Raw genomic sequence first — 24,720 nt, forward strand, 5'->3', positions numbered from 1 at the left:
TCAACGCTGAACCACCCGCGCCGCGACCGGATGCTATCCGTCGCGGCGTTTTGCCATTTTGATTCGCCATCCCAATGAGGATGGCGTCGATATACATCTGAATTAGGAGCGCATTCATGGCTGTTGGTCTTGGTCCGTTGCCCACGTTGCACCCGGTTGCCGGTTTTGAACTCGGTATTGCCTCGGCGGGCATCAAGCGCCCCGGGCGCAAGGACGTCGTGGTCATGCGTTGCGCCGAAGGTTCGACGGTGGCGGGTGTGTTCACCCTCAACGCCTTTTGCGCCGCGCCGGTCATCCTGGCCAAGCAACGCGTGCAGGGGCCGGTGCGTTACCTGTTGACCAACACCGGTAATGCCAACGCCGGCACCGGCGCGCCAGGCCTGGCCGCCGCCGAGCGCACCTGCGCCAAGCTGGCGGAATTGACCGGTGTCGACGCCAGCCAGGTGCTGCCGTATTCCACCGGCGTGATCGGCGAACCGCTGCCGGTCGAGAAGATCGAAGGCGCACTGCAAGCCGCCCTCGACGACCTGTCGGAAAACAACTGGGCCGCCGCCGCCACCGGCATCATGACCACCGACACCCTGCCCAAGGGCGCGAGCCGCCAGTTCGAGCATGACGGCGTGACCATCACCGTCACCGGCATCAGCAAAGGCGCTGGCATGATCCGGCCGAACATGGCGACCATGCTCGGCTACATCGCCACCGACGCCAAGGTCTCGCGCCAGGTGCTGCAAGACCTGATGCTCGACGGGGCCAACAAGTCGTTCAACCGCATCACCATCGACGGCGACACCTCCACCAACGACTGCTGCATGCTGATCGCCACCGGCCAGGCCAACCTGCCGCAGATCACCGAGGCCAGCGGCCCGCTGTTCGAGGCCCTGAAGCAGGCCGTGTTCGACGTGTGCATGGAAGTGGCCCAGGCCATCGTCCGGGACGGCGAAGGCGCGACCAAGTTCGTGACTGTGCAGGTCAATGGCGGGGGCAATCACCAGGAGTGCCTGGATGTGGGCTATACCGTGGCTCACTCGCCGCTGATCAAGACTGCACTGTTCGCCTCCGACCCGAACTGGGGTCGCATCCTCGCCGCCGTGGGCCGGGCCGGCGTGCCTGAGCTGGACGTGAGCAAGATCGACGTGTTCCTCGGCGAAGTCTGCATCGCCAGCCAAGGCGCTCGTGCTGCCACTTACACTGAAGCCCAGGGCGCGGCGGTGATGCAGCAGGAAGAAATCACCATCCGTATCGAGTTGGGACGGGGTGACTGCAGCGAAACCATCTGGACCACCGACCTGTCCCACGAGTACGTCAAGATCAACGCTGAGTACCGGACTTAACCGGTTCGGGACCGAGTTGCTGCCATCGCGAGCAAGCTCGCTCCCACAGGGATTTGCGGGCAATACCCTGTGGGAGCGAGCTTGCTCGCGATGGCGCCAGTACAGCCCCTACAAAATCACAAGAAAGGAATCCAGACATGAGCCTGCACCTGATCATTGGCGACCAACGCATTTCTTCCTGGTCCCTGCGCGGCGCGCTCGCCCTGGCGCTGACCGGCGCGAAGTACACCGAAGAGCTGGTCAGGCTCGACCAGCCCGACACCCGCGAAAAGCTGCTCAAGTATTCGGCCACGGCCAAGGTCCCGTTGCTCAAGACCGAATTCGGCGTGATCGCTGATTCCCTGGCGATTGCCGAGTACCTGGCCGAACAGTTCCCGCAGGCCGGTCTCTGGCCCAAGGATGTGGCCGCCCGGGCCCAGGCACGCTCGGCCTGTGCGCAAATGCACAGCGGGTTTTTCGCCATCCGCAGCCACATGCCGTTCGACCTGCTGCGCGATGCACCGCTGTCGCCCATGCCGGCCGATGTCCAAGTGGAAATCGAGCGGATGCTGGCGCTGTGGGCCGAATGCCGTGCCGCGGCGACCGAGGCCGGTCCCTACCTGTTTGGCCGCGTCAGCCTGGCCGACGCGTTTTTTGCCCCTGTTGCCGTGCGCTTGCGCACTTATCAGGTGAAACTGTCCGAGGTCGATGAGGCCTACGTCGAAACCCTATATCAATGGCCAGCGTTCAAGGCGTGGCAACAGGCTGGCCTGGAGGACACTGCGCGGTGAAACGAGTCCATGTGGCGGCAGCGGTCATCCGCGATGCCGCCGGCAAAATCCTGATCGCCCGACGGGCTGACACCCAGCACCAGGGTGGCCTGTGGGAGTTTCCTGGCGGCAAGGTCGAGGCCGGCGAATCCGTCGAAACCGCCCTGGCCCGTGAACTTCACGAAGAGCTGGGCATTGTCGTCGACGCCGCCCGGCCGTTGATCAAGGTGCGTCACGATTACCCAGACAAGCAGGTGTTGCTGGATGTCTGGGAAGTCTCGGCGTTCACCGGCGAGCCCCATGGCGCCGAAGGGCAGCCGTTGGCCTGGGTGACGGCCCGCGACCTGACGAACCATGAGTTCCCGGCGGCCAATCAGCCCATCGTCGCGGCGGCCCGTTTGCCGGGTGAATACCTGATCACCCCGGAAGGCCTTGAGACGCCGGCCTTGCTGCGCGGCATGCAGAAGGCGATTGCCGGCGGGATCAAGTTGGTCCAGCTACGCGCGCCCAACGGCTACGATCCGCAATACCGCGACCTGGCGGTGGATGCGGCGGGGTTGTGTGCCGGCAAGGCCCAACTGATGCTCAAGGGGCCGTTCGAGTGGCTGGGGGATTTTCCTTCCGCTGGCTGGCACATTACCGCCGCGCAACTGCGCAAGCATGCCGCGGCCGGTCGACCGTTCGGCAAGGACCGCTGGCTGGCGGCTTCCTGCCATAACGCCGAGGAGCTGTCCCTGGCACAGCGAATGGACGTGGACTTCGTCACGCTTTCGCCGGTGCAGCCGACCCAGACCCATCCCGATGCACAGCCGTTGGGTTGGGCAGAGGCGGCGCGGTTGATCGATGGCTTCGACCGGCCGGTCTATCTGTTGGGCGGGGTCGGGCCTGGCGAGCGGCAAAAAGCCTGGGAAGCTGGGGCCCAGGGTGTGGCGGGGATTCGAGCGTTTTGGCCTGAGGCATGATTCTGTGGTGTGGCTGCTGATGCCATCGCGAGCAAGCTCGCTCCCACAGGGATTCTGTGAGCGCCGAAGATCCCGTGTGGGAGCGAGCTTGCTCGCGATGGCGGCCTCAAGAACGATTCAGCCCCCAGGCTTGGCCGCCGCTTCCCAAAGCACCTCCGCCACTCCTTGCCGCCGGGCAATGACCCGCGCCGCCACGAACAACAGATCCGACAACCGATTGATGTAGGCCAACCCCGGCCCCGCCAGCGGCTCCACCGCGTTCAATTGCTGGCAACGCCGCTCGGCGCTGCGGGCCAGGCTGCGACAGACGTGGGCCTGGGCGATCAGCGTCGAGCCACCGGGCAGGATGAAGTTTTCCAGTGGCCCCAATTCCTCGTTCCACACATCGATCGCCGCTTCCAGCCGCTCGATTTCCGCCACGTTCAAGGCTTGGTAAGCCGGCATCGCCAGCTCACCGCCCAGGTCGAACAATCGATGCTGACAAGGCCCCAGCACTTCGCTGATTTCCTTCAGCGCCGGGTACCGGGCCGTTTCGGCGGCGAGCCCGGCCAGCAACAAGCCCAACTGACTGTTCAGCGTGTCCACTTCGCCGATGGCCTCGACCCGTGGATGGTCCTTTGCCACGCGGCGACCATCGCCCAACCCGGTTTCACCTTTGTCGCCGGTGCGGGTGTAAATCTTCGACAAGCGGAAACCCATGCTCAACGCTCCAGTGGTTTGTTTTCCTGCGCCACCATCGAGGGGCCCGTCAGGGGCAGGCGCAAGGTGAAGCAGGTGCCTTGGCCTGGCGCCGACTGCACTTCCATCTGGCCCTTGTGGTTGTTGGTGATGATGAAATACGAGACCGACAGCCCAAGGCCTGTGCCCTGGCCGATCTCCTTGGTGGTGAAGAAGGGTTCGAAGGTGCGCTTGCGCACGTTCTCGCTCATGCCGATGCCATTGTCCTCGACCTGGATTTCCGCCCACGGCGGATTCAACCGCGTACGCAGGATAATGCGCCCGGGTTCGCTGTCGTCCTGGCGTTGGTGGATCGCCTGGGCGGCGTTTTTCAGCAGGTTGAGCAGCACCTGTTCCAGTTCGTTGGCCGTGCCGGGCACCGGGCCCAGGTTCGGGTCGAACTGACGGATGATCGCCTGGCCCTTGAAGTCGAAGCCGATCGCCAGGTCGAAGTCATTACCGGCGATTTCCACCGCCTGGTCGATCAGCGCCGGCAGGTCGCAGGGCGCCATCTGCCGCGTGCTGCGTCGGCTGAAGCTGAGCATGTGGGTGACGATTTTCGCCGCCCGGGCGCCGGCCTGCTGGATGCCGTCGAGCAATTGTGGGATTTCCCGGCCCTGGAGGTAACGATTGACCTCCTGCAACTCGATACCCAATTGTTCGGCCTGTTCAAGGTTCTTGGGCAGTTCCGGTGACAGGCGACGGCGGATGTTCTGCACGTTGTGCAGGATCGCCCCAAGCGGGTTGTTGATCTCATGGGCCATGCCCGCCGCGAGGCCGCCGACCGAGAGCATTTTTTCCGATTGCACCATCATTTCCTCCAGCGACAGGCGCTGGGTGATGTCGTCGATGCGGATCACCACGCCTCGCCCGGCGCCGCCCATCAGCGGATAGAACGTCAGGGCGTAATGCCGGGCCTCGTCGTCCTTGGTCCAGGTGACGCGTTCGATCTTGGCCACCGTATGTTGCTCGACGGTCTGCTTGAGCTGGGGCAGGTACGGCTTGAGCGGTTCGAAGGCGAGGAAGATCGGTTGGTTCAGGGCCTCGTCCAGTCGTGTGCCGGAGAGGGCGCTGGCTTCCTGGTTCCATTGGGTGACGTAGAGTTGCTCGTCGAGGGCGATCAGGGCCGACGGCATGGAGTCGATGATGCTGTTGAGGTAATTCTGGAAGCCCGTGAGTTTTTTCTCGATCTTGCTGCGCACCTGGACTTCCAGCTCCAACTTGCGATTGGTATGCCGGGTCTCTTCCGCCAGGCCCTGGGCCTGGTCGTAGGCGGCCTGGGAGTCGTCCCGCGCGCGCTTGAGTTGCTGCTCCCGGGCTTCGATTCGCGAGAGCATGGTATTGAATGCCTCGGCCAGGCTGCCGATCTCATCGTGGTTGCCCCGTGCGGCGCGCAGGGCATAGTTCTCCTCCCGGGTGACCTGGCGCGACAGTTCTTCGAGTTGATGAATTGGCTGGGTGATCAGGCGTTTGATCTGTTGGGCAATGATCAGCCACAGCAACACGCTGAAAATCAGGATGCCGAGGCTGGCGGTCAGGGTGCCGGTATAGAACGCAGTCGGCAATTCGCTGCTGGCCACCAGCAATAGATGGCCAGGCGTCGTGCCGGGGCGGGGCAGGGTAATGACCTGGTTGCTGCGGAACTCGCCCGCTTGCCAGGCTTGTATGTTGCGGAAATGGTCCGGTAGCTTGAGCTTTTCGCCCTGTTGCAGCTGTGCCAGACGATCGCCCTGGCCGTCGTACAACGCCGCCGCCCGCAGCGGTGCGTAGCTGTTGAGCTCGTCGAGCAGGCGCTGGGCACTTTGTGGCGATTGCAGGGCGTCAGAGATCAGGCTCGGGTTGGCGATCAGTCGGCCAATGGTCTGCAGGGCCTGGGGCGCCATGCTTTCCTGGGAGATGTAGTAGGCGGCGCTGATAAAGGTCAGGTTGGCCACCAGCAGGACAGTGGTCAACAACACCAGCAGGGCGGCCAGCAGTTTCTGGCCGACCGGGAGGTTTTCAAGGCGCTGGCGCAATGGCATCAGACTCGTCGCTAAGAAGGAACACGAGGGCCAGCGTAGCCGCTGCTCAGTCGCTGGGCAATCCGAGGTTGTCCAAGTGGGCAATCAGTCGCTGGCGCAGTTGTTCCAGGTGCGGCACGGTCAACTCATGGCGCTGGGCAACCTTGCAGGCGTAACCGAGCAAATAGCTGATTTCGGTACGACGCCGATTGGCCACATCCTGGTACATCGAGGAGTAATTGGCGGCCGTGGCCTGGATCACCCGTTCGACCTCCGGCTGCAAATCCTCGGCCGCCGCGGGCTGGCCGCACCGTTCGAGCAGATCCGTGAGCTCCGCGCACAGGGTCGCCACTTCGCAGTGGTGTTCCAGCAGGCCGCCGTTCTTGCAGTGATGCAGCACGGTCAGTGGATTGATTGCACAGTTGAGTGCCAGCTTGCGCCAGAGGCGGGTGAGGATGTCGGCGCTCCATTCGTGGGGGATGCCGGCGGCGGCCAGGTCGTCCAACCAGAACGGCGCCACCGGGTGGGCCGGGTCGCCCAACCAGGTGTAGCCGTGGCCGGCGAACACGACGCGCCAGTCACCGTCGCGGAACGCGCCTTCGGTGCTGGAGGCGCTGATGCAACGAGCCTGGGGCACACAATTGGCCACTGCGTCCTGGCTGCCGAGGCCGTTCTGCAACAGGATCAGTTCCGATTCGGCGCCCAGGCGATGGGCCACCGACGTCACCGCCGCTTCCGCGTCGTAGGCCTTGCAAGCCAGCAGCAGGCGCCTGATCGGCTCCGGGCTGTCCGCCGTTTCGCCCGGCACCGGGTAGCACTGCGCCTGGCCTTGTTCCACCAGCGTCAGGCCTGCGGCGCCGCGGTAGGCTTGCAGGCGCGCTTCGTTGCGCAGCACCAGCCGCACCGGCAACCCGGCCCGGGCCAGGCGCGTGGCCCACAACGTGCCGAGACTGCCGGCCCCGAGGACATGCCAGGTGGTCGACATCAGTTTTTTACTCGGATTGGCGCAGGCATCTGAGGGCTCGCAGTGTCGGCAGGAAAAGAGCCGTTATAATGAGCCCGATTTTAACCACAAGCCAAGCGCGCGCCGTTGATACTGGCGCGCCTTTTTATTTGGAGAACACTACATGCCGTCATTCGACGTGGTATCCGAACTGGACAAACACGAAGTCACCAACGCGGTTGAAAACGCCGTCAAGGAACTCGACCGTCGTTATGACCTCAAGGGCAAGGGCAGTTTCGAGTTCAAGGAAAAAGACCTGACCGTGAACCTGACCGCCGAGGCCGAGTTCCAGCTCGAGGCGATGATCGAGATCCTCAAGCTGGCACTGGTCAAGCGCAAGATCGATGTGCAGTGCCTCGAGGTCAAGGACGCCTATGCCTCGGGCAAGCTGATGAAGCAGGAGGCCGTGCTCAAGGAAGGCATCGACAAGGAGCTGGCGAAGAAGATCGTCGCTCATATCAAGGACGCCAAGCTCAAGGTGCAAGCCGCCATCCAGGGCGAGCAGGTGCGGGTCACCGGCAAGAAACGTGACGACTTGCAGGAAGCCATTGCGGCCTTGCGCGGCAAAGAATTCGGCATGCCCCTGCAATTCAATAACTTCCGCGACTGATACTTCAGTTGTATTAAGACCCTGTGGCGAGGGAGCTTGCTCCCGCTTGGGTGCGAAGCGCCCACCTAATAAGGGGCTGCTACGCAGCCAGCGGGAGCAAGCTCCCTCGCCACAATGCCGCGAGCAACAGGAATAAGGAGAGAGAGATGGACTTGAATGCTGAAGTGGACAACCTGGTCAAGGCTTCCCAGACCTGGATCCCCATGATCATGGAGTACGGCAGCCGCGTGCTGCTGGCGGTTATCACCCTGGCCATCGGCTGGTGGTTGATCAACAAAGTGACGCAGAAACTGGGTGCGCTGCTGGCCCTGCGTAACGCCGACCTGGCGCTGCAAGGGTTCATCAGTACCCTGGCCAACATCATTCTGAAGATATTGTTGATCGTCAGCGTCGCTTCGATGATCGGCGTGGAAACCACTTCGTTCGTCGCCGCCATTGGTGCCGCCGGCCTGGCGATTGGCCTGGCCCTGCAAGGCAGCCTGGCGAACTTCGCCGGTGGCGTGTTGATCCTGCTGTTCCGCCCGTTCCGCATCGGTGACTGGATCGAAGCCCAAGGTGTGGCCGGTACGGTCGATAGCATCCAGATCTTCCACACCGTGTTGCGCACCGGTGACAACAAGACCGTCATCGTGCCCAACGGCAATCTCTCCAACGGCATCATCACCAACACCAACCGCCAGCCGACCCGCAAGGTCGTGTTTGATGTCGGCGTGGATTACCAGGCGGACCTGCAAAAGGCCCGGGAAGTGTTGCTGGAGCTGGCTAAGGATGAGCGTGTGCTGGCGGATCCGGCACCTGAAGCGGTGATTTCCACCTTGGGCGACAGTTCCATCACGGTGTCGCTGCGTATCTGGGTGAAGACCGCGGATTATTGGAGCGTGATGTTCATGCTCAATGAACAAGCGCGGGATCGCTTGAAGGACGCGGGCATTGATATTCCGTTTCCACAACGCGTGATTCGGGTCGTTCAGGAATCGACCTCGGCGTAATACTCGATCGATTGTTGTCTGACCTTCAAGTCAGGCCTTGCGTAAAAAGTTGATCCAATAAAAAAGGCCCATCCGAAGATGGGCCTTTTTTTGATTACCGCAAACAGACTTTCGGCAATTACAGAACCGAAATCGGGTAGTCGACGATCAGGCGGAACTCTTTGACGTCGCCTTCACCTTCGTCAGCGTTAGCGTAGTGCCAAGCTTGACGAACACGGAAGGAAAGATCTTTTGCCGGGCCAGACTGAACAACGTACTTGGCTTCGAAGTTGGTTTCGTTGTGCTTGCCATCTTCACCGTACAGGCCAGCGTAAGGGCTGCCAGCAGGCGTGTTGGTGCCGTCGATGTCCCAACCTTTAACGTAACGAGTCATGAAGCTCAGACCAGGAACGCCGTACTCAGCCATCTTGATGTCGTAACGGATCTGGGCAGATTTCTCGTTAGGAGCGTTGAAGTCGGAGTACTGGATGGAGTTGGCGAGGAAGATCGAGTCGCCGCCACGGTTGTTCGTGCCCACACCAATGTAGTCGAACGGTGTGTCGCCGTTGATTTTCTGGAAGGCAACGGTGACGGTGTGCGCTTTCAGGAACGAGAAAGCAGCTGCCAGGGAGAACGCGGTGTTGCTGATGTCGCCGGCCTTGGAGCTGCCGGTGTCGGTGGTGCGGTAGATGTTACCGTCCAGGTTCAGCGACTGATCGCCACCCATTGGGATGGTGTAGTTCAGGTTACCGTAGTACTGGTTCCAGATGTCTTCCAACTGGGCGCCGTATACCGATGCGCTCAGGTTGTCGCTGAACGAGTATTTGCCGCCAGCGTAGTCGATGGTGTTGGCTTCTACGCCAGCGTAGGTTGCAAACAGGCCGCCGTTACGGGCGTTGCGGTCCTGGCTGGTCGCCGAGTAGAAGTGACCGGCTTCGAGGTCGAGGTCTTTGACTTCGCTGCTCTGCAGTTGGAAACCGCTGGCAGTTTGAGGCAGGACGCGGGAACCACCTACAGCGAACACTGGAGCAGTGCTTGGCTGTTGGTCGCCGATTTTCAGCTCGGTCTTGGAGACGCGGAACTTGATGGCTGCGCCGGCTTTACCTTGGCTGTCGTTGACGTCGCCATCGGCATCGCGGCTCATGTTGCCGGTGCCGCCAGTGCCATCGCCGCCGTCCAGTTTGACCGCCAGGTAACCGAATGCATCGATACCGACGCCTACGGTGCCTTGGGTGTAACCGGAGTTGAAGTTACCCCAGATACCCTGGGTCCAGTCTTTCTGGTCGGTAGCGCCGTCTTTGCGGTCACGGTTGAAGTAGTAGTTGCGCAGCAGCAGTTTGGCGCTGGCATCTTCAACAAAGCCTTTGGCTTCAGCTTGGTCACTTACAAAAGGTGCGGCCGAGGCCATTTGAGTACTGGCTGCTGCAGCAACGGCCAGTGCGATCATGCTCCACTTCATCACGCGCATCGTGATTTGCTCCTTTGGTTTTAAGAGTACTGCCGTCCCACCTGTTTTATTATCTGGGCGGCTCTTTCTTTATTGTGTCGGCGCAAACTTATATCACGCCGACATTCTTTGGCGATACTTGCCCATTCAACCTTTCAGCTTCTTTACGACCATGTCGCCAATGGCTCGATCCATGTCGCATTTCAGCTGTTCCGACGCAACCGTATTCACAACTTTAATGTTGTTTTTTCTTTCCGGCATCGGTGTAAAGAGTCCGTCATTACCGCGCTTGAAGCTCCTGTGGGCAGCCTTGCCACTTTAAATTTGTATGTCGGCAGGGTCCCGCTTCCGGCGAGCCCTTTGGACAGTGCGAGTATGAATGCAACAAGCATGCTCAAACTCGAATTTCGTTTACATTTTTTTCACATTTCATCGGTTGACGCGGTGAAACCTCATGAAACCGGGCTCCAAAGGCCTTGTTTTAAATAGGGTTGACTCGTGTGGGCTCCCGTGTTTGGCGTCGATGAATTCGGCGAGACAACCAAAAACGTTACCGGTTCACCCTGCCCAGTGAGTAAATCACGGATGCTTTGTGCACTGAGCGTAGACGCACTGTGCTGTTTTGGTGCAAAAAATTTTCAGGTTGTACGAAAATCTTACAGCGTCGAGGCTTTGCCTGGGCCCTGGCACGGATCTCTCGGGACTGTGCCGTGCCGCTGCGCTGTGTTGGTGCGTCCGCTTGCACGGGTTGCTGCTCCGGCGTTGAAAAAAATTCGAAGGCGCGGACATCGGGACGGTACGCAGTGATCGATCCGGCGTTCGCGGGTATGCTGCGCATCTGTGCCCGATGCAGGCCCGCGGGTCGCTGAGCCGGGCAGAATCGATAACGAGGAGTACGCGCGGTGTTTGCCTTAGATCCACGACTGCAACAAGACACATTGCCCATTGGCGATTTCCCGTTGTGCCGTTTGCTCTTGTCCAACGACGCCAATTACCCGTGGTTCATCCTCGTGCCGCGGCGAGAAAATATCAGTGAATTGTTTCAGTTGGATGACATCGATCAATTACAGCTGTGGAAAGAAACCACGGCGCTGGCCGAAACCCTCAAGGATTCGTTCGATGCCGACAAGATGAACGTTGCAACCTTAGGTAACGTCGTCAGTCAATTGCACATGCATGTCATCGTGCGCAAGCGTGATGATGCCGCCTGGCCTGCGCCGGTCTGGGGCAAACACCCGGCCCAGCCTTATAATGCAGGGCAGGTCGCGGCCATTCGCGAACGGTTGCGAGTGGCCCTGGCCGATGATTTCAAGTTTCTGGAGGGCTGAACCATGAACCTTGAAGAACGCGTAACCGATCTGGAAAGCCGCCTGGCGTTTCAGGATGACACCATCCAGGCATTGAATGATGTGCTGGTGGCGCAGCAGCGGGTTGTCGAGCGTCTGCAGCTGCAGATGGCGGCGTTGCTCAAGCGCCAGGAAGAAATGGCGGGTCAATTCGAATCGTTCGAAGAAGAGGCGCCGCCCCCTCACTACTGATACGGCCCGATTGCCGTTTGACGGGCAATAAAAAACCGCGAGCAGCCAGGCTGCATCGCGGTTTTTTTACGCTTGGATCAGCGGCGCGGCAGCGCAGCGATCACGTCTTCGGCCTGCAGGCCCTTGTCGCGATTCATCACGGAGAACTCCACGCGCTGGCCTTCTACCAGGACGCGATGGCCTTCGCCACGAATGGCCCGGAAATGCACGAAAATGTCATCGCCGGAGTCGCGGGAAATGAAGCCGAACCCTTTGGACGTGTTGAACCACTTCACCGTGCCGGTATCGCGGTTGGACATGTCGTAGTTCTGCGCCGCGGCGGCCGGCGACGACTTCTTGTAGAAGCTGACGGCCAGGTGCAGTGCCACGGCGAGCAGTGCCGCGCCCAGGCTGAACAGAATGGCCGGTTGACCGCCGATTTCCGGCATGGGTGCCAGCAGGGCCAGGGTTTGCAGGGCAACGGCCAATACCAGCAGGGCGCTGACAAGGTTTTGCAGTTGGTGACGTGGACCTTTGTTCCAGTAAGGGATGACGGGGGCAAGGGTCAGGTTGAGCAGGCCGAAAAAGGCCAGGTACAGTGCATCGGGGTGTTGCAGGTAAGGTGTGGCTTCGGAACCCAGGCTAGGGATGAAGGACAGCAGCAGGGCAGCTGCGCCCATTAGCAAGTGGACGATTTTCAACATTTTGATTGGCTCACGGTTAAGACAGATCACAAGGAAGAGCGGGTCGGGCACGGTTCGCTTCGAAACAATGAGAGGCGTTGGACACGTATCCGAATCAGCCTATGCGCTACGCCCGGGAAAATTAAGCGTAGCGACACACTGCCTATTTAACAGCAAAGCTCGGGCCTTCTCAAACCCGTTACGGGCGTGCACCGCGCTGTTCGTCGGCCAGAAAAGCCCCGTGACTGCTTGAATGCGCCAGGCAAGCGGCGTTGAATTTCCCAGGTGTCGGAACCGTCGGCTGCCTTGGCTTGTCGGTTCTGCAGGGCTGGCAATCTGTCGCAGGCCGTAGGCGGCCAGAACCACTAGAGTGGTTAGGGCCGTTGTCGAATTCATCACCTTAAGGAGATCAACCCCCATGGCAATTGATATCGGTATCAGTGAAGAAGATCGCAAGTCCATCGTCGACGGGCTTTCGCGCCTGCTGTCGGATACCTATGTGCTGTATCTCAAGACCCACAATTTCCACTGGAACGTCACAGGGCCGATGTTTCGGACCCTGCACCTGATGTTCGAGGAGCAATACAACGAGCTGGCCCTGGCGGTGGACCTGATTGCCGAGCGAATCCGCGCCCTTGGCTTCCCGGCCCCGGGTGCCTACTCGGTGTATGCACGCCTGTCCTCTATTAAGGAAGAGGAAGGCGTGCCGGCTGCCGAAGACATGATCCGGCAACTGGTCGAGGGCCAGGAAGCGGTGACGCGTACGGCCCGTGGCATCTTTCCTTTATTGGACAAGGTCAGCGACGAGCCCACGGCCGACCTGCTGACCCAGCGCATGCAGGTTCACGAAAAGACCGCGTGGATGTTGCGGGCGCTGTTGGAAAACTAATAGGGCTCGCGTTGTATCGTGGCGCGGGAGCAAGCTCCCTCGCCACAAGGGCGATATCGCCTGCACGCTGGGTGTAGGACGGCGTAATTCGTCGCCGGCCTGCTGTTGGCTTGTCCTACGTCCATGGTCATAAAGTCGTCTGGAACTGGCGATGCCGTTGAGCTTCCATAGAGCCACAGATGGGTTGTTCCAACCCAGAGGCTCGTATGGCAAAGGAGTGTCAACGGTATGATTCAAGGAAAAGAACCCGGGGAAGGGCGACTGGGGCGTTTTCAGCCCATCAGCGTCGACCCGTTCATCCGGGGGTTCGATATGCAACTGGCCCGGCCCTTGGCCCGATCCATTCGCCTGAACGGGTTCGCCACCTGTCTGCGGTTGGAGCAGGTCTATTGGGATATCCTCGGTGACATGGCCGAGCTCAACCGCTGCTCCATCAGCACGTTGCTGTCCCATGTGGACAGGGAAGTGCACCTGCGCCATGGCGGAGTGCGCAATTTCAGCGGGCTGGTGCGCGTGGTCTGCGTGGTGCACAGTTTGAAGGACACCGGGATGGATCATGGTGCGGCGTAGGCGCTGCCGAAGGCTGGGATCTTTTGCTCTTGCGCTTTAGACTCAAGTGTCTGGGGCAAGATCGCAGCCTCGTTGCACTCGTCAGCTCCTACGTAGCTCCTGCACGGCATCTACTCGGCGATGACTGTGCGGTCTTACGGCTGCACAGGCCGCATTTAATGGATATAATCCCGCTCTTTGCCGCAAAGCCCCGCCTTTGCGCGTGTAACCTGATCGCCGAGACAACCCCATGCCGATGTACGACTATCAATGTGCTTCCTGTGGTCATCAGATGGAAGCCATTCAAAAGATCAGCGCGGCACCGCTGGTCGACTGCCCTGCCTGCCAGGCGCCGGAACTGAAAAAGATGCTCTCCATGCCTGGTTTCCGCCTTGGCGGCACGGGCTGGTATGAAACCGACTTCAAGACCGGCGCCAAGAAGAACCTGGCCGGTGGCGACAAAGCTGATTGAGTTGAATACGCGCGAGTTCTTGCACGGGCAGGGCCTCCAACCGAATGTCGAATTACGAGAAGTGAAACCACTACCATGATGCGCAGCCATTATTGCGGCCAACTGAACGAAAGCCTGGAAGGTCAGGAAGTTACTCTTTGCGGATGGGTCCATCGTCGCCGTGACCATGGCGGGGTGATTTTCCTCGATATCCGTGATCGTGAAGGCCTGGCCCAGGTGGTGTTCGATCCGGACCGCGCTGAAACCTTCGCCACCGCCGACCGCGTGCGCAGCGAATACGTCGTCAAGATCACCGGCAAGGTGCGCCTGCGCCCGGCCGGCGCCGGCAACGCCAACATGGCGTCGGGCATGATCGAAGTGCTGGGCTACGAGCTGGAAGTGCTCAACGAGTCGGAAACCCCGCCGTTCCCACTCAACGAATACTCCGACGTGGGCGAGGAAACACGCCTGCGCTACCGCTTCATCGACCTGCGTCGCCCGGAAATGGCCGAGAAGCTGCGCCTGCGTTCGCGCATGACCACCAGCATCCGTCGTTACCTGGACGAAAACGGCTTCCTCGACGTCGAGACGCCGATCCTGACCCGCGCCACGCCGGAAGGCGCCCGCGACTACCTGGTGCCGAGCCGTACCCACCCCGGCAGCTTCTTCGCCCTGCCGCAGTCGCCACAGCTGTTCAAGCAACTGCTGATGGTGGCCGGGTTCGATCGCTACTACCAGATCGCCAAGTGCTTCCGCGACGAAGACCTGCGTGCCGACCGTCAGCCTGAGTTCACTCAGATCGACATCGAGACCAGCTTCCTCGACGAAAAAGACATCATGGGCCTGACCGAAGGCATGATCCGCAACCTGTTCAAGGAAGTGTTGGGTCTGGAATTCGGCGAGTTCCCGCACATGACCTTCGAAGAGGCCATGCGCCGCTACGGTTCCGACAAGCCGGACCTGCGTAACCCGCTGGAACTGGTGGACGTGGCCGATCAGCTCAAGGACGTCGAGTTCAAGGTGTTCAGCGGCCCGGCCAACGACCCGAAATGCCGTATCGCGGCCCTGCGTGTTCCAGGCGGCGCCAGCATGCCGCGCAAGCAGATCGACGATTACACCAAGTTCGTCGGTATCTACGGTGCCAAGGGCCTGGCGTACATCAAGGTCAACGAGCGCGCCGCCGGTGTCGATGGCCTGCAATCGCCCATCGTGAAAAACATTCCGGAAGCCAACCTCAATGTGATCCTCGATCGCGTGGGTGCGGTTGACGGCGACATCGTGTTCTTCGGCGCCGACAAGGCCAAGATCGTCAGCGAAGCCCTGGGCGCGCTGCGCATCAAGCTGGGCCACGACCTGAATCTGCTGACTTGCGAGTGGGCACCGATGTGGGTCGTTGACTTCCCGATGTTCGAAGAAAACGACGACGGCAGCTTCTCCGCGCTGCACCACCCGTTCACCGCGCCGAAGTGCTCGCCGCAAGAGCTGGAGGCCAACCCGGCCACCGCTCTGTCGCGCGCCTACGACATGGTCCTGAACGGTACCGAGCTGGGTGGCGGTTCGATCCGTATCCATCGCAAGGAAATGCAACAGGCGGTGTTCCGCCTGCTGGGCATCAACGAAGCCGAGCAGGAAGAGAAGTTCGGCTTCCTGCTGGACGCGCTGAAGTACGGTGCACCGCCCCATGGTGGCCTGGCCTTCGGCCTGGACCGCCTGGTGATGCTGATGACCGGCGCCCAGTCGATCCGTGAAGTGATCGCGTTCCCGAAAACCCAGAGCGCGGCCGATGTCATGACCCAGGCCCCGGGCGTGGTGGACGCCAAGGCGTTGCGCGAGTTGCACATCCGTCTGCGTGAACAGCCAAAGGCTGAGTAAGGCTGGCACCTGAGAGGGCGCATCTTCGGATGCGCCTTTTCATTGGGGTCGATATTTCTGATTGCCGGCCACTGCCCACGCGCAGGGCGGGCAATGTTCCAAAGAGAAACGGAGCGAGTTATGGCAGGTCATTCCAAGTGGGCGAACATCAAGCACCGCAAAGAACGTCAGGATGCCAAGAGAGGCAAGATCTTCACCAAGTGGATCCGTGAGCTGACGGTCGCGGCCCGCCAGGGTGGCGGCGATCCGGGTTCCAACCCGCGTCTGCGCCTGGCCCTGGACAAGGCCTTGGGTGCCAACATGAGCCGCGACATCATCGACCGGGCCATCGCCCGTGGCGCGGGTGCGACCGAGGCTGACAACGTCGAAGAACTGACCTACGAAGGGTATGGCCCGGGCGGCGTGGCGGTGATGGTCGAATGCATGACCGACAACCGCAACCGTACCGCTGCCGCCGTGCGTCACGCGTTCAGCAAATGCGGTGGCAACCTGGGCACCGACGGCTCGGTGGCCTATCTGTTCGAGCGCAAGGGGCAAATCAGCTTCGCCCCGGGCCTCGATGAAGATGCCCTGACGGAAGCGGCCCTGGAGGCCGACGCCGATGACGTGGTCAGCCATGAAGACGGCTCGTTCGACGTGTTCACGTCGTTCGCCAGCTTCTATGCCGTGCGCAATGCCCTGGAGGCGGCCGGTTTCAAGGCCGCCGACGCGGAAATCGTCATGCAGCCGACTACCAGTGCCGAACTGGACCTGGAAGGTGCCGAGAAGGTGCTCAAGCTGATCGACATGCTGGAAGACCTGGATGACGTGCAGAACGTTTATTCCAACGCCGATATTCCGGAGTCGGTGGCTGAACAGCTGGGCTGATGGCTTCCATTTAACTGCACGAATGCCAATGTGGGAGCGAGCTTGCTCGCGATAGCGATACTTCAGTCAACACTGTGCTTGCTGACCCGACGCCATCGCAAGCAAGCTCGCTCCCACAGGTCTGGTCAAATCCTCTTCAAACCGCAGGCGCTATGACTTTAATCCTTGGTATCGACCCAGGTTCGCGCATCACCGGCTACGGTGTGGTTCGTGATACCGGGCGCGGCTGCGTGTACGTCGCCTCTGGTTGCATCCGCACCGGTGCGGGTGAGCTGCATGAGCGCTTGCAGATCGTTTATCGCGGTGTGCGCGAAGTCATCCAGACCTACGGCCCGGTGACCATGGGCATCGAACGGGTCTTCATGGCGCGCAACGCCGATTCGGCCCTGAAGCTGGGGCAGGCCCGGGGTGCGGCCATCGTGGCTGGCGCCGAGGAAAACCTGGAGATCGCCGAGTACACCGCGACCCAGGTCAAGCAGGCGGTCGTCGGCACGGGGGCGGCGAACAAGGAGCAGGTGCAAATGATGGTGATGCACCTGTTGAAGTTGGTCAGCAAGCCGCAAATCGACGCCTCCGACGCCCTGGCCATCGCCATTTGCCATGCCCATACCCGTTCCAGTCTGCTGCCTCATGGCCTGGGGACTGCACGCAGTCGTGGCGGGCGCCTGCGTCTCTGATAGCATCAGCGCAATCTTCGTGAGCCCGAGCATCTTGCGCCTGTGTCGTCGGCCTTCCTGCCCGGGCTGTTACTCGCCAGCCTGCGGGTTGGCCAACACCCAAGGATCTGAAACGTGATTGGACGCTTGCGCGGCACCCTGGCTGAAAAACAGCCGCCGCACCTGATTCTGGATGTAAATGGCCTGGGTTATGAGCTGGAAGTGCCCATGACCACGCTGTATCGCTTGCCGTCGGTCGGCGAGCCGCTGACCCTGCACACCCATTTGGTCGTGCGCGAGGATGCGCAGTTACTCTATGGTTTCGTCGGCAAGCGCGAGCGGGATTTCTTCCGCGAGTTGATTCGTCTTAATGGCGTCGGCCCGAAACTGGCCCTGGCCTTGATGTCGAGCCTGGAAGTCGACGAACTGGTGCGCTGCGTGCAGTCCCAGGACACCTCGGCGCTGACCAAGGTGCCGGGGGTGGGCAAGAAAACCGCCGAGCGCCTGTTGGTCGAACTCAAGGACCGCTTCAAGGCCTGGGAGGCGGTGCCGGCGATGTTCGCCTTGGTGCCGAACCAGCCGGACGCGCCGGTGCCGGCGGTCAGCGCCGAAAACGATGCGGTCACCGCGTTGATCTCCCTGGGCTACAAGCCGCAGGAGGCCAGCAAGGCGATTTCCGCCATCAAGGAAAAAGGCCTGAGCACCGAAGACATGATTCGCCGTGCCCTGAAGGGAATGATTTAAGTGATTGAAGCTGACCGTCTGATCGCCGCCACGGGCGCCCCCCGTGACCGCGAGGAAATCCAGGACCGCGCGATTCGTCCTGTCAGCCTGGCCGACTACATCGGCCAACCGACCGTGCGCGAGCAGATGGAGCTGTTCATCCAGGCGGCCCGTGGGCGCAGCGAGTCGCTGGACCACACCTTGATCTTCGGCCCGCCGGGCCTGGGCAAGACCACCCTGGCCAACATCATTGCCCAGGAAATGGGGGTCTCGATCAAGAGCACGTCGGGGCCGGTGCTTGAACGGCCGGGCGACCTGGCGGCGTTGCTGACCAACCTTGAGCCCCATGACGTACTCTTTATCGACGAAATCCATCGGTTGTCGCCGATCGTCGAGGAAGTGCTATACCCGGCCATGGAAGATTTCCAGCTCGACATCATGATTGGCGAAGGGCCGGCGGCGCGCTCCATCAAGCTGGACCTGCCGCCCTTCACCCTGGTGGGTGCCACCACTCGTGCCGGCATGCTGACCAACCCGCTGCGGGACCGTTTCGGTATCGTCCAGCGCCTGGAGTTCTACAACAACGCCGACCTGGCGACGATTGTCAGCCGCTCGGCGGGCATCCTCGGGTTGCCACTGGACCCGGACGGTGCTTATGAGATCGCCCGGCGTGCCCGGGGGACGCCGCGGATCGCCAACCGCTTGCTGCGCCGGGTCCGGGATTTTGCCGAAGTCCGGGCCAAGGGCCACATCACCAAGCCGATTGCCGACCTGGCGCTGAACCTGCTGGACATCGACGAGCGTGGTTTCGACCACCAGGACCGGCGCCTGCTGCTGACCATGATCGAGAAGTTCGACGGTGGCCCGGTGGGCGTGGACAGCCTGGCGGCGGCCATCAGCGAAGAGCGTCACACCATTGAAGATGTGCTGGAACCGTACCTGATCCAACAGGGCTACATCATGCGCACGCCTCGTGGGCGTGTGGTGACCCGCCATGCTTATCTGCACTTTGGCTTAAACATCCCGACACGAATGGGCGAGATGCCGGTGGTAGACGAATTCCTCGATGCCGTGGACGATTGAACGAGCTCTGTACGCCGACTTTTTTCCGGTTCGTGCTGTCCCAGACGAAGCCCGGAGCGTCAATGCGTTCGAGAATGAAAAAACAGTTGCCTGGCCGATTGGCAACCTGAGGAGTAAGCACTAGAGTATGCGCGCGCAAAACGGGCTGGAGTCGTTCGCACATCGCTGTCGCGTTTATTACGAGGACACCGATGCCGGCGGCATCGTCTACTACGTCAATTACCTCAAGTTTATGGAACGGGCTCGAACCGAACGGCTGCGGGAACTGGGTTTTGCCCAATCCGCGCTGGCAGGGGAGGACCTGTTATTCGTCGTGCATTCCAGCGAAGCGCGTTACCACGCGCCGGCGCGACTGGACGACGAACTGGTGGTAAGTGCCGATGTCATCGAATTGAACCGTGTCAGCCTGCGCTTCAAGCAGCAGGTCAGGCGGGCTACGGATAACGTGCTGCTCTGCGAAGGGCAGTTTTTGGTGGCCTGTGTGCGCACCCATAGTTTGAAACCCCGGGCCATTCCCGAAGCTCTACGTGCGGCCTTTGCCGGCGTGAGCGGCGCGGGTACACACTCAGAGCAGGAGATAAAGCGTGGAAGCTAACGTCGTCGACCATTCCTCCATGTGGAGCTTGGTCAGCAATGCCAGCGTCGTGGTGCAACTGGTAATGCTGACCCTGGTAGCCGCATCGGTGACCTCATGGATCATGATCTTTCAGCGCAGCAACATGCTGCGTGCCGGTCGTCGCGCCCTGGAGAGCTTCGAAGAGCGCTTCTGGTCCGGCATCGACCTGTCCAAGCTCTATCGCCAGGCCGGCAGCAACCCGGACCCGGACTCGGGCGTCGAGCAAATCTTCCGTGCCGGCTTCAAGGAGTTCTCTCGCCTGCGCCAGCAGCCGGGCGTCGACCCTGAGGCGGTGATGGAAGGTGTGGCCCGTGCCATGCGCGTCGCCATTTCCCGCGAGGAAGAAAAGCTCGAACAGGGCCTGTCGTTCCTGGCCACCGTTGGTTCGGTCAGCCCGTATATCGGTCTGTTCGGTACCGTGTGGGGGATCATGAACTCCTTCCGTGGCCTGGCTTCCGCGCAGCAAGCGACCCTCGCCACTGTGGCCCCGGGCATCGCCGAGGCACTGATCGCCACCGCCATCGGTCTGTTCGCGGCCATTCCGGCCGTTATCGCCTACAACCGCTTCGCTGCCCGCAGCGAGATGCTGACTGGCCGTTACTACACCTTCGCCGATGAATTCCAGGCGATCCTGCACCGTAAAGTGCACACCAGCGAAGAATAAGCAGGTATTTCCCAATGGCTTTAATCGCTCGAGCCCGAAAAAAGCGCAAGCCGGTCGCCGAGATGAACGTGGTGCCCTACATCGACGTGATGTTGGTGCTGCTGGTCATCTTCATGGTGACCGCGCCCATGCTCAATCAGGGCGTGAAGGTCGATCTGCCCAAGGTTTCCAGCGAAGCCTTGCCGCAGGACAACAACACCCAGGTACTGACCATTTCGATCAAGGCTGACAAGACCTACTACTGGAACCTTGGCAGTGAAGTGGACACCGAGAAGCAGCAGGACCGGGCCATGACCTTGCCGCAGATGACCGATGCGGTGACCAAGATCATCAATGCCGGCAACAGTAACGGCAAGCGCACCCAGGTCTTCATTCGTGGCGACAAGACTGTCGACTACGGTGCCGTGATGGGCGCCATGGGCGGCCTGCAGAAAGCCGGGGTCGGTAATGTTGGCTTGATCACCGAGGCCCCCTGATGCAGCAACAGCGAGAGCCGTCCGCCTCGGAAAGCTACTTCTGGCCCAGTGTCCTGGCCATCGGCCTGCATGTGCTGGTGTTCGGCATGCTGTTCGTCAGTTTTGCCATGACCCCGGAGTTGCCACCGGCCAAGCCGATCGTTCAGGCGACCCTTTACCAGCTTAAATCGAAAAGTCCGGCAACCACCCAGACCAATCAGAAGATTGCGGGTGAGGCGAAGAAAACCGCCGCGCGCCAGACTGAAGTCGAGCAGTTGGAACAGAAGAAGGTCGAGCAGGAAGCGATAAAGGCTGCGGAACAAAAGAAAGAGGACGCGGCTCAAAAGGCCGAGGAAGCCAAGAAGGCCGATGAGGCGAAGAAAGCGGACGAGGCGAAAAAGGCTGACGAGGCCAAGAAAGCCGACGAAGCGAAGAAAACCGCCGAGGCCAAAAAGGCAGAAGAGAAACAATTGGCTGATATAGCCAAGAAGAAAGCCGAAGAAGAAGCCAAGAAAGCCGCTGAAGAAGAGGCCAAGAAAGCGGCCGCTGAAGAAGCGAAGAAAAAGATCGTCGAGGACGCCAAGAAAAAAGCGGCCGAAGACGCCAAGAAAAAAGCTGAAGCTGACGAGGCGAAAAAGAAAGTCGCCGAGGACGCGAAGAAGAAAGCCGCTGCCGACGCCGCCAAGAAAAAGGCCCAGGATGCAGCGCGTAAATCCGCTGAGGACAAAAAGGCCCAGGCGCTGGCTGAGTTGCTTTCGGATAAGCCGGAGCGTGCGGCGACCAAGTCGGATGAGATTGGCGACGAAGTGGCAGGTGATTTCGATGACCTGATCAGGCTACGTGTTTCGGAAGGTTGGAATCTTCCGCCTTCGGCGCGCAAAGGCATGAAAGTAGAGCTTCGGATCAATATGTTGCCGGACGGTACCGTAACGGGTGCCTCGGTCACAAAGTCCAGTGGCGATGCTGCTTTTGACGCTTCGGCGGTAGCGGCCGTGAAAAATATTGGGCGATTGACGGAGATGCAGGGCTTGAGCCCTAGTGACTTTGCTCCTTATCGTTCATTCAAGATGACATTCAATCCTGAGGATTTAGGCTTGTGAGAAACCTTCTTCGATCAATGCTGGTCGTTATCTGCTGCCTGGCAGGGATAGCGGTAGCAGAGGAAAAGAACATCCTGATCAGCAGCGGCACCGATCGGGCCACCCCGATCGCCGTCGTACCGTTCGGCTGGCAGGGCGGTAACGTCCTGCCGGACGACATGGCGGAAATCATCGGCAACGACCTGCGCAACTCGGGTTACTACGCGCCGATTCCGAAGCAGAACATGATCAGCCTGCCAACCCAGGCCAGCGAGGTCATCTACCGTGACTGGAAGGCCCTGGGTGCCCAGTACATCATGGTCGGCAGCATCGTTCCGGCCGGCGGTCGCCTGCAGGTGCAGTACGCCCTGTTCAACGTCGCCACCGAGCAGCAAGTGCTGACCGGCAGCGTGTCGGGCAGTGTCGATCAACTGCGCGACATGTCGCACTACATCGCCGACCAGTCGTTCGAGAAACTCACCGGCATCAAGGGCGCGTTCTCCACTCGCATGCTCTACGTGACGGCCGAGCGTTTCTCCGAGAACAACACCCGCTACACCCTGCAGCGTTCCGACTATGACGGCGCGCGTGCGGTGACCTTGCTGCAATCGCGCGAGCCGATCCTGTCGCCGCGCTTCGCCCCCGATGGCAAGCGCATCGCCTATGTCTCGTTCGAGCAGAAGCGTCCGCGTATTTTCGTGCAGCACATCGACACCGGCCGTCGTGAGCAGATCACTAACTTCGAAGGCCTGAACGGCGCACCAGCCTGGTCGCCGGACGGTTCGCGCCTGGCGTTCGTGCTGTCCAAGGACGGTAACCCGGACATCTATGTGATGAACCTGGCTTCGCGCTCGATCTCCCGTGTCACCAACGGCCCGGGCATCAACACCGAACCGTTCTGGGGCAAGGATGGCTCGACCATCTACTTCACCTCCGACCGTGGCGGCAAGCCTCAGATCTACAAGACCAGCGCCGGTGGCGGTGGTGCCGAGCGCGTGACTTTCGTCGGTAACTACAATGCCAACCCTAAACTGTCGGCGGACGAAAAGACCCTGGTGATGATCCATCGCCAGGACGGTTTCACCAATTTCAAGGTGGCGGCCCAGGATTTGCAGCGCGGAAGTGTAAAAATCCTCACTGATAGCACTCTGGACGAGTCACCTACTGTTGCGCCCAACGGCACCATGGTAATCTACGCCACCCGCCAGCAGGGCCGGGGAGTCTTGATGCTCGTGTCCATTAATGGACGCGTGAGGCTCCCGCTTCCTACCGCTCAAGGCGAAGTCAGAGAACCGTCCTGGTCCCCTTACCTGAACTGACGCGGCGCAATACGTTTTACTTAACACACTGGGGTTCATTAGGAGTTTCACGATGGAAATGCTGAAGTTTGGTAAATTTGCTGCGCTGGCTCTGGCCATGGCTGTAGCTGTAGGTTGCTCGTCCAAAGGCGGCGACAATGCCGGTGAAGGCGCTGTTGATCCAAACGCTGGTTACGGCGCTAACACTGGTGCCGTTGACGGCTCCCTGAGCGAAGAAGCTGCTCTGCGCGCAATCACCACCTTCTACTTCGAATACGACAGCTCGGACCTGAAGCCAGAAGCCATGCGCGCTCTGGACGTTCACGCCAAAGACCTGAAGTCGAACGGCGCTCGCGTTGTTCTGGAAGGCAACACCGACGAACGTGGTACTCGTGAGTACAACATGGCACTGGGCGAGCGTCGTGCGAAAGCCGTTCAGCGCTACCTGGTACTGCAAGGTGTTTCCCCAGCTCAGCTGGAACTGGTTTCCTACGGCGAAGAGCGTCCAGTTGCCACCGGCAACGACGAGCAGTCCTGGGCTCAAAACCGTCGCGTCGAACTGCGTAAGTAATTCGTCATGCGAACGTGCCGTCGTGCTGTAACTGTTCTGGCTCTCAGCCTCGCGCCGCTTGCGGCGTGGGCTGCGGTTCCTGTGGTCGATAACGATGCCGGCTATAACAATAGCGGGAGCAGCTATCCGCCTGCAGGTTACGGTACGAACGGCGCCTATGCCGGGGGAGGGGTTTCGGCCCCTGTCTCGGCACAGGGCCAGCTGTTCAACCAACTGCAGCAAATGCAGGATCAGATCTCGCGCCAACAGGGTGTGATCGAAGAACTGCAAAATGATATTTCGCGCATGAAGCAGGAAAGCCTGGAGCGATACCAGGATCTTGATCGGCGCATAGGATCCGGCGTTGCACCTGCCGCGACTCCTGAGAATTCTCCAGCCGGTGGCGACTTGAACGCCCCCGGTGCAGCCGCAGGCGCGGGGGCAGCTGCCCCAGCAGCACCTGCCGCCGGTGGCGAGCCGGCTGATCCGGCGAAGGAAAAGCTCTATTACGATGCTGCCTTCGACCTGATCAAGGCCAAGGATTTCGACAAGGCCAGCCAGGCCTTTGCCGCTTTCCTGCGCAAATACCCAAACAGCCAGTACGCGGGCAATGCCCAATACTGGCTGGGCGAAGTGAACCTGGCCAAGGGCGACCTGCAAGGTGCCGGCCAGGCGTTCGCCAAGGTTTCGCAACTGTATCCCAAGCACGCCAAGGTGCCGGATTCGCTGTACAAGTTGGCTGACGTGGAGCGCCGTCTCGGTCACGCCGACAAGGTGAAAGGTATTCTGCAGCAGGTGGTGGCCCAATATCCGGGTACATCCGCGGCTCAGTTGGCCCAGCGTGATCTACAACGCATGTAAGCCGGTTTGACCTGTTTTGAAGAAACCCGCGCCTGTCGCGGGTTTTTTCGTTAGAATTCACGCCCTTTTTATGAAACACGCTTTTTGGGATCTGCGCGTTGGCGGGGTTCCTTGAAG

Annotated in this window: 27 protein-coding genes; 22 read left to right on the top strand and 5 right to left on the bottom strand. The window is 60.6% G+C overall.

Going from position 1 to position 24,720, the window contains the following annotated elements; translation table 11 throughout:
* Positions 1-116: 116 nt before the first annotated feature.
* The 3 genes from argJ (at position 117) to IB266_RS10365 (ending at position 3,045) form a co-directional block, all read left to right on the top strand.
* The gene (gene argJ, locus IB266_RS10355) at positions 117-1,334 is read left to right on the top strand and encodes a bifunctional glutamate N-acetyltransferase/amino-acid acetyltransferase ArgJ (RefSeq protein ID WP_192261143.1); all 1,218 of its coding nucleotides are present in this window, start codon (positions 117-119) and stop codon (positions 1,332-1,334) included.
* Positions 1,335-1,471: 137 nt separating this feature from the next.
* Positions 1,472-2,104 (top strand): glutathione S-transferase family protein, encoded by a 633-nt coding sequence (locus IB266_RS10360; protein ID WP_092166394.1) that lies wholly within the window; start codon positions 1,472-1,474, stop codon positions 2,102-2,104.
* Entirely contained in the window at positions 2,101-3,045 is a 945-nt protein-coding gene (locus IB266_RS10365) for a Nudix family hydrolase (RefSeq protein ID WP_192261144.1), read from the top strand. The genes IB266_RS10360 and IB266_RS10365 overlap by 4 nt, the downstream gene beginning before the upstream one ends.
* Before the next feature lie 117 nt (positions 3,046-3,162).
* Here IB266_RS10365 and IB266_RS10370 read toward each other — a convergent pair whose 3' ends face one another.
* From IB266_RS10370 to IB266_RS10380, 3 genes are read right to left on the bottom strand one after another with little or no spacing between them, the layout of a single operon-like run.
* A complete protein-coding gene (locus IB266_RS10370; RefSeq protein WP_192261145.1) occupies positions 3,163-3,744 on the bottom strand; it encodes a cob(I)yrinic acid a,c-diamide adenosyltransferase in 582 nt (193 codons plus the stop codon).
* A gap of 2 nt (positions 3,745-3,746) precedes the next feature.
* Positions 3,747-5,783, bottom strand: coding sequence for a HAMP domain-containing sensor histidine kinase (locus tag IB266_RS10375; protein ID WP_192261146.1), 2,037 nt, complete (start codon positions 5,781-5,783; stop codon positions 3,747-3,749).
* A 46-nt stretch (positions 5,784-5,829) separates the two neighbouring features.
* Positions 5,830-6,747, bottom strand: a complete 918-nt coding sequence (locus IB266_RS10380) for a putative 2-dehydropantoate 2-reductase (protein WP_192261147.1) — start codon at positions 6,745-6,747, stop codon at positions 5,830-5,832.
* A 142-nt stretch (positions 6,748-6,889) separates the two neighbouring features.
* On the opposite strand from IB266_RS10380, the gene IB266_RS10385 reads away from it, so the two are divergent.
* Together IB266_RS10385 and IB266_RS10390 are read left to right on the top strand one after the other, a co-directional pair.
* Positions 6,890-7,375, top strand: a complete 486-nt coding sequence (locus IB266_RS10385) for a YajQ family cyclic di-GMP-binding protein (protein ID WP_060740892.1) — start codon at positions 6,890-6,892, stop codon at positions 7,373-7,375.
* Positions 7,376-7,521: 146 nt separating this feature from the next.
* Positions 7,522-8,364 (top strand): mechanosensitive ion channel family protein, encoded by an 843-nt coding sequence (locus IB266_RS10390; RefSeq protein ID WP_072348934.1) that lies wholly within the window; start codon positions 7,522-7,524, stop codon positions 8,362-8,364.
* 118 nt (positions 8,365-8,482) lie between these two features.
* Here IB266_RS10390 and IB266_RS10395 read toward each other — a convergent pair whose 3' ends face one another.
* Positions 8,483-9,811, bottom strand: a complete 1,329-nt coding sequence (locus tag IB266_RS10395) for an OprD family porin (protein WP_192261148.1) — start codon at positions 9,809-9,811, stop codon at positions 8,483-8,485.
* A gap of 881 nt (positions 9,812-10,692) precedes the next feature.
* On the opposite strand from IB266_RS10395, the gene IB266_RS10400 reads away from it, so the two are divergent.
* Positions 10,693-11,118 (top strand): HIT domain-containing protein, encoded by a 426-nt coding sequence (locus IB266_RS10400; RefSeq protein WP_186706359.1) that lies wholly within the window; start codon positions 10,693-10,695, stop codon positions 11,116-11,118.
* A gap of 3 nt (positions 11,119-11,121) precedes the next feature.
* Positions 11,122-11,328 carry a SlyX family protein gene (locus IB266_RS10405; protein WP_060740896.1) on the top strand — a complete coding sequence of 69 codons (207 nt, stop codon included), beginning with the start codon at positions 11,122-11,124 and terminating at the stop codon, positions 11,326-11,328.
* Positions 11,329-11,405: 77 nt separating this feature from the next.
* Here the strand turns inward: IB266_RS10405 and IB266_RS30970 are convergent, their stop codons facing one another.
* On the bottom strand, positions 11,406-12,011 hold the full coding sequence (locus IB266_RS30970; protein ID WP_003205048.1) for a cold-shock protein: 606 nt from the start codon (positions 12,009-12,011) through the stop codon (positions 11,406-11,408).
* 397 nt (positions 12,012-12,408) lie between these two features.
* Here IB266_RS30970 and IB266_RS10415 point away from each other — a divergent pair, with 397 nt between their 5' ends.
* The 15 genes from IB266_RS10415 (at position 12,409) to ybgF (ending at position 24,603) form a co-directional block, all read left to right on the top strand.
* Positions 12,409-12,879, top strand: coding sequence for a Dps family protein (locus IB266_RS10415; RefSeq protein WP_060740897.1), 471 nt, complete (start codon positions 12,409-12,411; stop codon positions 12,877-12,879).
* A gap of 228 nt (positions 12,880-13,107) precedes the next feature.
* A complete protein-coding gene (locus IB266_RS10420; protein ID WP_192261149.1) occupies positions 13,108-13,449 on the top strand; it encodes a ribbon-helix-helix domain-containing protein in 342 nt (113 codons plus the stop codon).
* A gap of 229 nt (positions 13,450-13,678) precedes the next feature.
* A complete protein-coding gene (locus IB266_RS10425; RefSeq protein ID WP_003178589.1) occupies positions 13,679-13,900 on the top strand; it encodes an FmdB family zinc ribbon protein in 222 nt (73 codons plus the stop codon).
* Positions 13,901-13,975: 75 nt separating this feature from the next.
* A complete protein-coding gene (gene aspS, locus IB266_RS10430; protein WP_060740899.1) occupies positions 13,976-15,751 on the top strand; it encodes an aspartate--tRNA ligase in 1,776 nt (591 codons plus the stop codon).
* Between the two features lie 120 nt (positions 15,752-15,871).
* On the top strand, positions 15,872-16,618 hold the full coding sequence (locus IB266_RS10435) for a YebC/PmpR family DNA-binding transcriptional regulator (RefSeq protein WP_192261150.1): 747 nt from the start codon (positions 15,872-15,874) through the stop codon (positions 16,616-16,618).
* 152 nt (positions 16,619-16,770) lie between these two features.
* Positions 16,771-17,295 (top strand): crossover junction endodeoxyribonuclease RuvC, encoded by a 525-nt coding sequence (gene ruvC / locus IB266_RS10440; protein ID WP_014339919.1) that lies wholly within the window; start codon positions 16,771-16,773, stop codon positions 17,293-17,295.
* Between the two features lie 114 nt (positions 17,296-17,409).
* On the top strand, positions 17,410-18,018 hold the full coding sequence (gene ruvA, locus IB266_RS10445) for a Holliday junction branch migration protein RuvA (protein ID WP_053124616.1): 609 nt from the start codon (positions 17,410-17,412) through the stop codon (positions 18,016-18,018).
* A complete protein-coding gene (gene ruvB, locus IB266_RS10450) occupies positions 18,019-19,080 on the top strand; it encodes a Holliday junction branch migration DNA helicase RuvB (RefSeq protein WP_003178599.1) in 1,062 nt (353 codons plus the stop codon). It begins immediately after the preceding gene.
* Positions 19,081-19,207: 127 nt separating this feature from the next.
* Positions 19,208-19,675 (top strand): tol-pal system-associated acyl-CoA thioesterase, encoded by a 468-nt coding sequence (ybgC, locus tag IB266_RS10455; RefSeq protein WP_003205037.1) that lies wholly within the window; start codon positions 19,208-19,210, stop codon positions 19,673-19,675.
* Positions 19,665-20,360, top strand: coding sequence for a protein TolQ (tolQ, locus tag IB266_RS10460; protein WP_014339916.1), 696 nt, complete (start codon positions 19,665-19,667; stop codon positions 20,358-20,360). Before ybgC ends, tolQ begins: the two co-directional genes overlap by 11 nt.
* A gap of 23 nt (positions 20,361-20,383) precedes the next feature.
* Positions 20,384-20,836: a protein TolR gene (tolR, locus tag IB266_RS10465; protein ID WP_162277330.1), complete on the top strand. Its 453-nt coding sequence runs from the start codon at positions 20,384-20,386 to the stop codon at positions 20,834-20,836.
* The gene (gene tolA / locus IB266_RS10470) at positions 20,836-21,915 is read left to right on the top strand and encodes a cell envelope integrity protein TolA (protein WP_192261151.1); all 1,080 of its coding nucleotides are present in this window, start codon (positions 20,836-20,838) and stop codon (positions 21,913-21,915) included. The genes tolR and tolA overlap by 1 nt, the downstream gene beginning before the upstream one ends.
* 17 nt (positions 21,916-21,932) lie before the next feature.
* Positions 21,933-23,213 carry a Tol-Pal system beta propeller repeat protein TolB gene (tolB, locus tag IB266_RS10475; RefSeq protein WP_192261269.1) on the top strand — a complete coding sequence of 427 codons (1,281 nt, stop codon included), beginning with the start codon at positions 21,933-21,935 and terminating at the stop codon, positions 23,211-23,213.
* A 52-nt stretch (positions 23,214-23,265) separates the two neighbouring features.
* The gene (gene pal, locus IB266_RS10480) at positions 23,266-23,763 is read left to right on the top strand and encodes a peptidoglycan-associated lipoprotein Pal (RefSeq protein ID WP_003205029.1); all 498 of its coding nucleotides are present in this window, start codon (positions 23,266-23,268) and stop codon (positions 23,761-23,763) included.
* Between the two features lie 6 nt (positions 23,764-23,769).
* Positions 23,770-24,603 (top strand): tol-pal system protein YbgF, encoded by an 834-nt coding sequence (gene ybgF / locus IB266_RS10485; protein ID WP_060740901.1) that lies wholly within the window; start codon positions 23,770-23,772, stop codon positions 24,601-24,603.
* The last annotated feature ends 117 nt before the right edge of the window (positions 24,604-24,720 follow it).

This window comes from Pseudomonas sp. Pdm06, from assembly GCF_014851795.1.
In the GTDB taxonomy this organism is placed as follows: domain Bacteria; phylum Pseudomonadota; class Gammaproteobacteria; order Pseudomonadales; family Pseudomonadaceae; genus Aquipseudomonas; species Aquipseudomonas fluorescens_AA.

Coding starts and splice junctions, on each gene's coding strand:
- argJ (WP_192261143.1), top strand. CDS start 117: ATGGCTGTTGGTCTTGGTCCGTTGCCCACGTTGCACCCGGTTGCCGGT.
- IB266_RS10360 (WP_092166394.1), top strand. CDS start 1,472: ATGAGCCTGCACCTGATCATTGGCGACCAACGCATTTCTTCCTGGTCC.
- IB266_RS10370 (WP_192261145.1), bottom strand. CDS start 3,744: ATGGGTTTCCGCTTGTCGAAGATTTACACCCGCACCGGCGACAAAGGT.
- IB266_RS10375 (WP_192261146.1), bottom strand. CDS start 5,783: ATGCCATTGCGCCAGCGCCTTGAAAACCTCCCGGTCGGCCAGAAACTG.
- IB266_RS10380 (WP_192261147.1), bottom strand. CDS start 6,747: ATGTCGACCACCTGGCATGTCCTCGGGGCCGGCAGTCTCGGCACGTTG.
- IB266_RS10385 (WP_060740892.1), top strand. CDS start 6,890: ATGCCGTCATTCGACGTGGTATCCGAACTGGACAAACACGAAGTCACC.
- IB266_RS10390 (WP_072348934.1), top strand. CDS start 7,522: ATGGACTTGAATGCTGAAGTGGACAACCTGGTCAAGGCTTCCCAGACC.
- IB266_RS10395 (WP_192261148.1), bottom strand. CDS start 9,811: ATGCGCGTGATGAAGTGGAGCATGATCGCACTGGCCGTTGCTGCAGCA.
- IB266_RS10405 (WP_060740896.1), top strand. CDS start 11,122: ATGAACCTTGAAGAACGCGTAACCGATCTGGAAAGCCGCCTGGCGTTT.
- IB266_RS30970 (WP_003205048.1), bottom strand. CDS start 12,011: ATGTTGAAAATCGTCCACTTGCTAATGGGCGCAGCTGCCCTGCTGCTG.
- IB266_RS10415 (WP_060740897.1), top strand. CDS start 12,409: ATGGCAATTGATATCGGTATCAGTGAAGAAGATCGCAAGTCCATCGTC.
- IB266_RS10420 (WP_192261149.1), top strand. CDS start 13,108: ATGATTCAAGGAAAAGAACCCGGGGAAGGGCGACTGGGGCGTTTTCAG.
- IB266_RS10425 (WP_003178589.1), top strand. CDS start 13,679: ATGCCGATGTACGACTATCAATGTGCTTCCTGTGGTCATCAGATGGAA.
- aspS (WP_060740899.1), top strand. CDS start 13,976: ATGATGCGCAGCCATTATTGCGGCCAACTGAACGAAAGCCTGGAAGGT.
- IB266_RS10435 (WP_192261150.1), top strand. CDS start 15,872: ATGGCAGGTCATTCCAAGTGGGCGAACATCAAGCACCGCAAAGAACGT.
- ruvC (WP_014339919.1), top strand. CDS start 16,771: ATGACTTTAATCCTTGGTATCGACCCAGGTTCGCGCATCACCGGCTAC.
- ybgC (WP_003205037.1), top strand. CDS start 19,208: ATGCGCGCGCAAAACGGGCTGGAGTCGTTCGCACATCGCTGTCGCGTT.
- tolA (WP_192261151.1), top strand. CDS start 20,836: ATGCAGCAACAGCGAGAGCCGTCCGCCTCGGAAAGCTACTTCTGGCCC.
- tolB (WP_192261269.1), top strand. CDS start 21,933: ATGCTGGTCGTTATCTGCTGCCTGGCAGGGATAGCGGTAGCAGAGGAA.
- pal (WP_003205029.1), top strand. CDS start 23,266: ATGGAAATGCTGAAGTTTGGTAAATTTGCTGCGCTGGCTCTGGCCATG.
- ybgF (WP_060740901.1), top strand. CDS start 23,770: ATGCGAACGTGCCGTCGTGCTGTAACTGTTCTGGCTCTCAGCCTCGCG.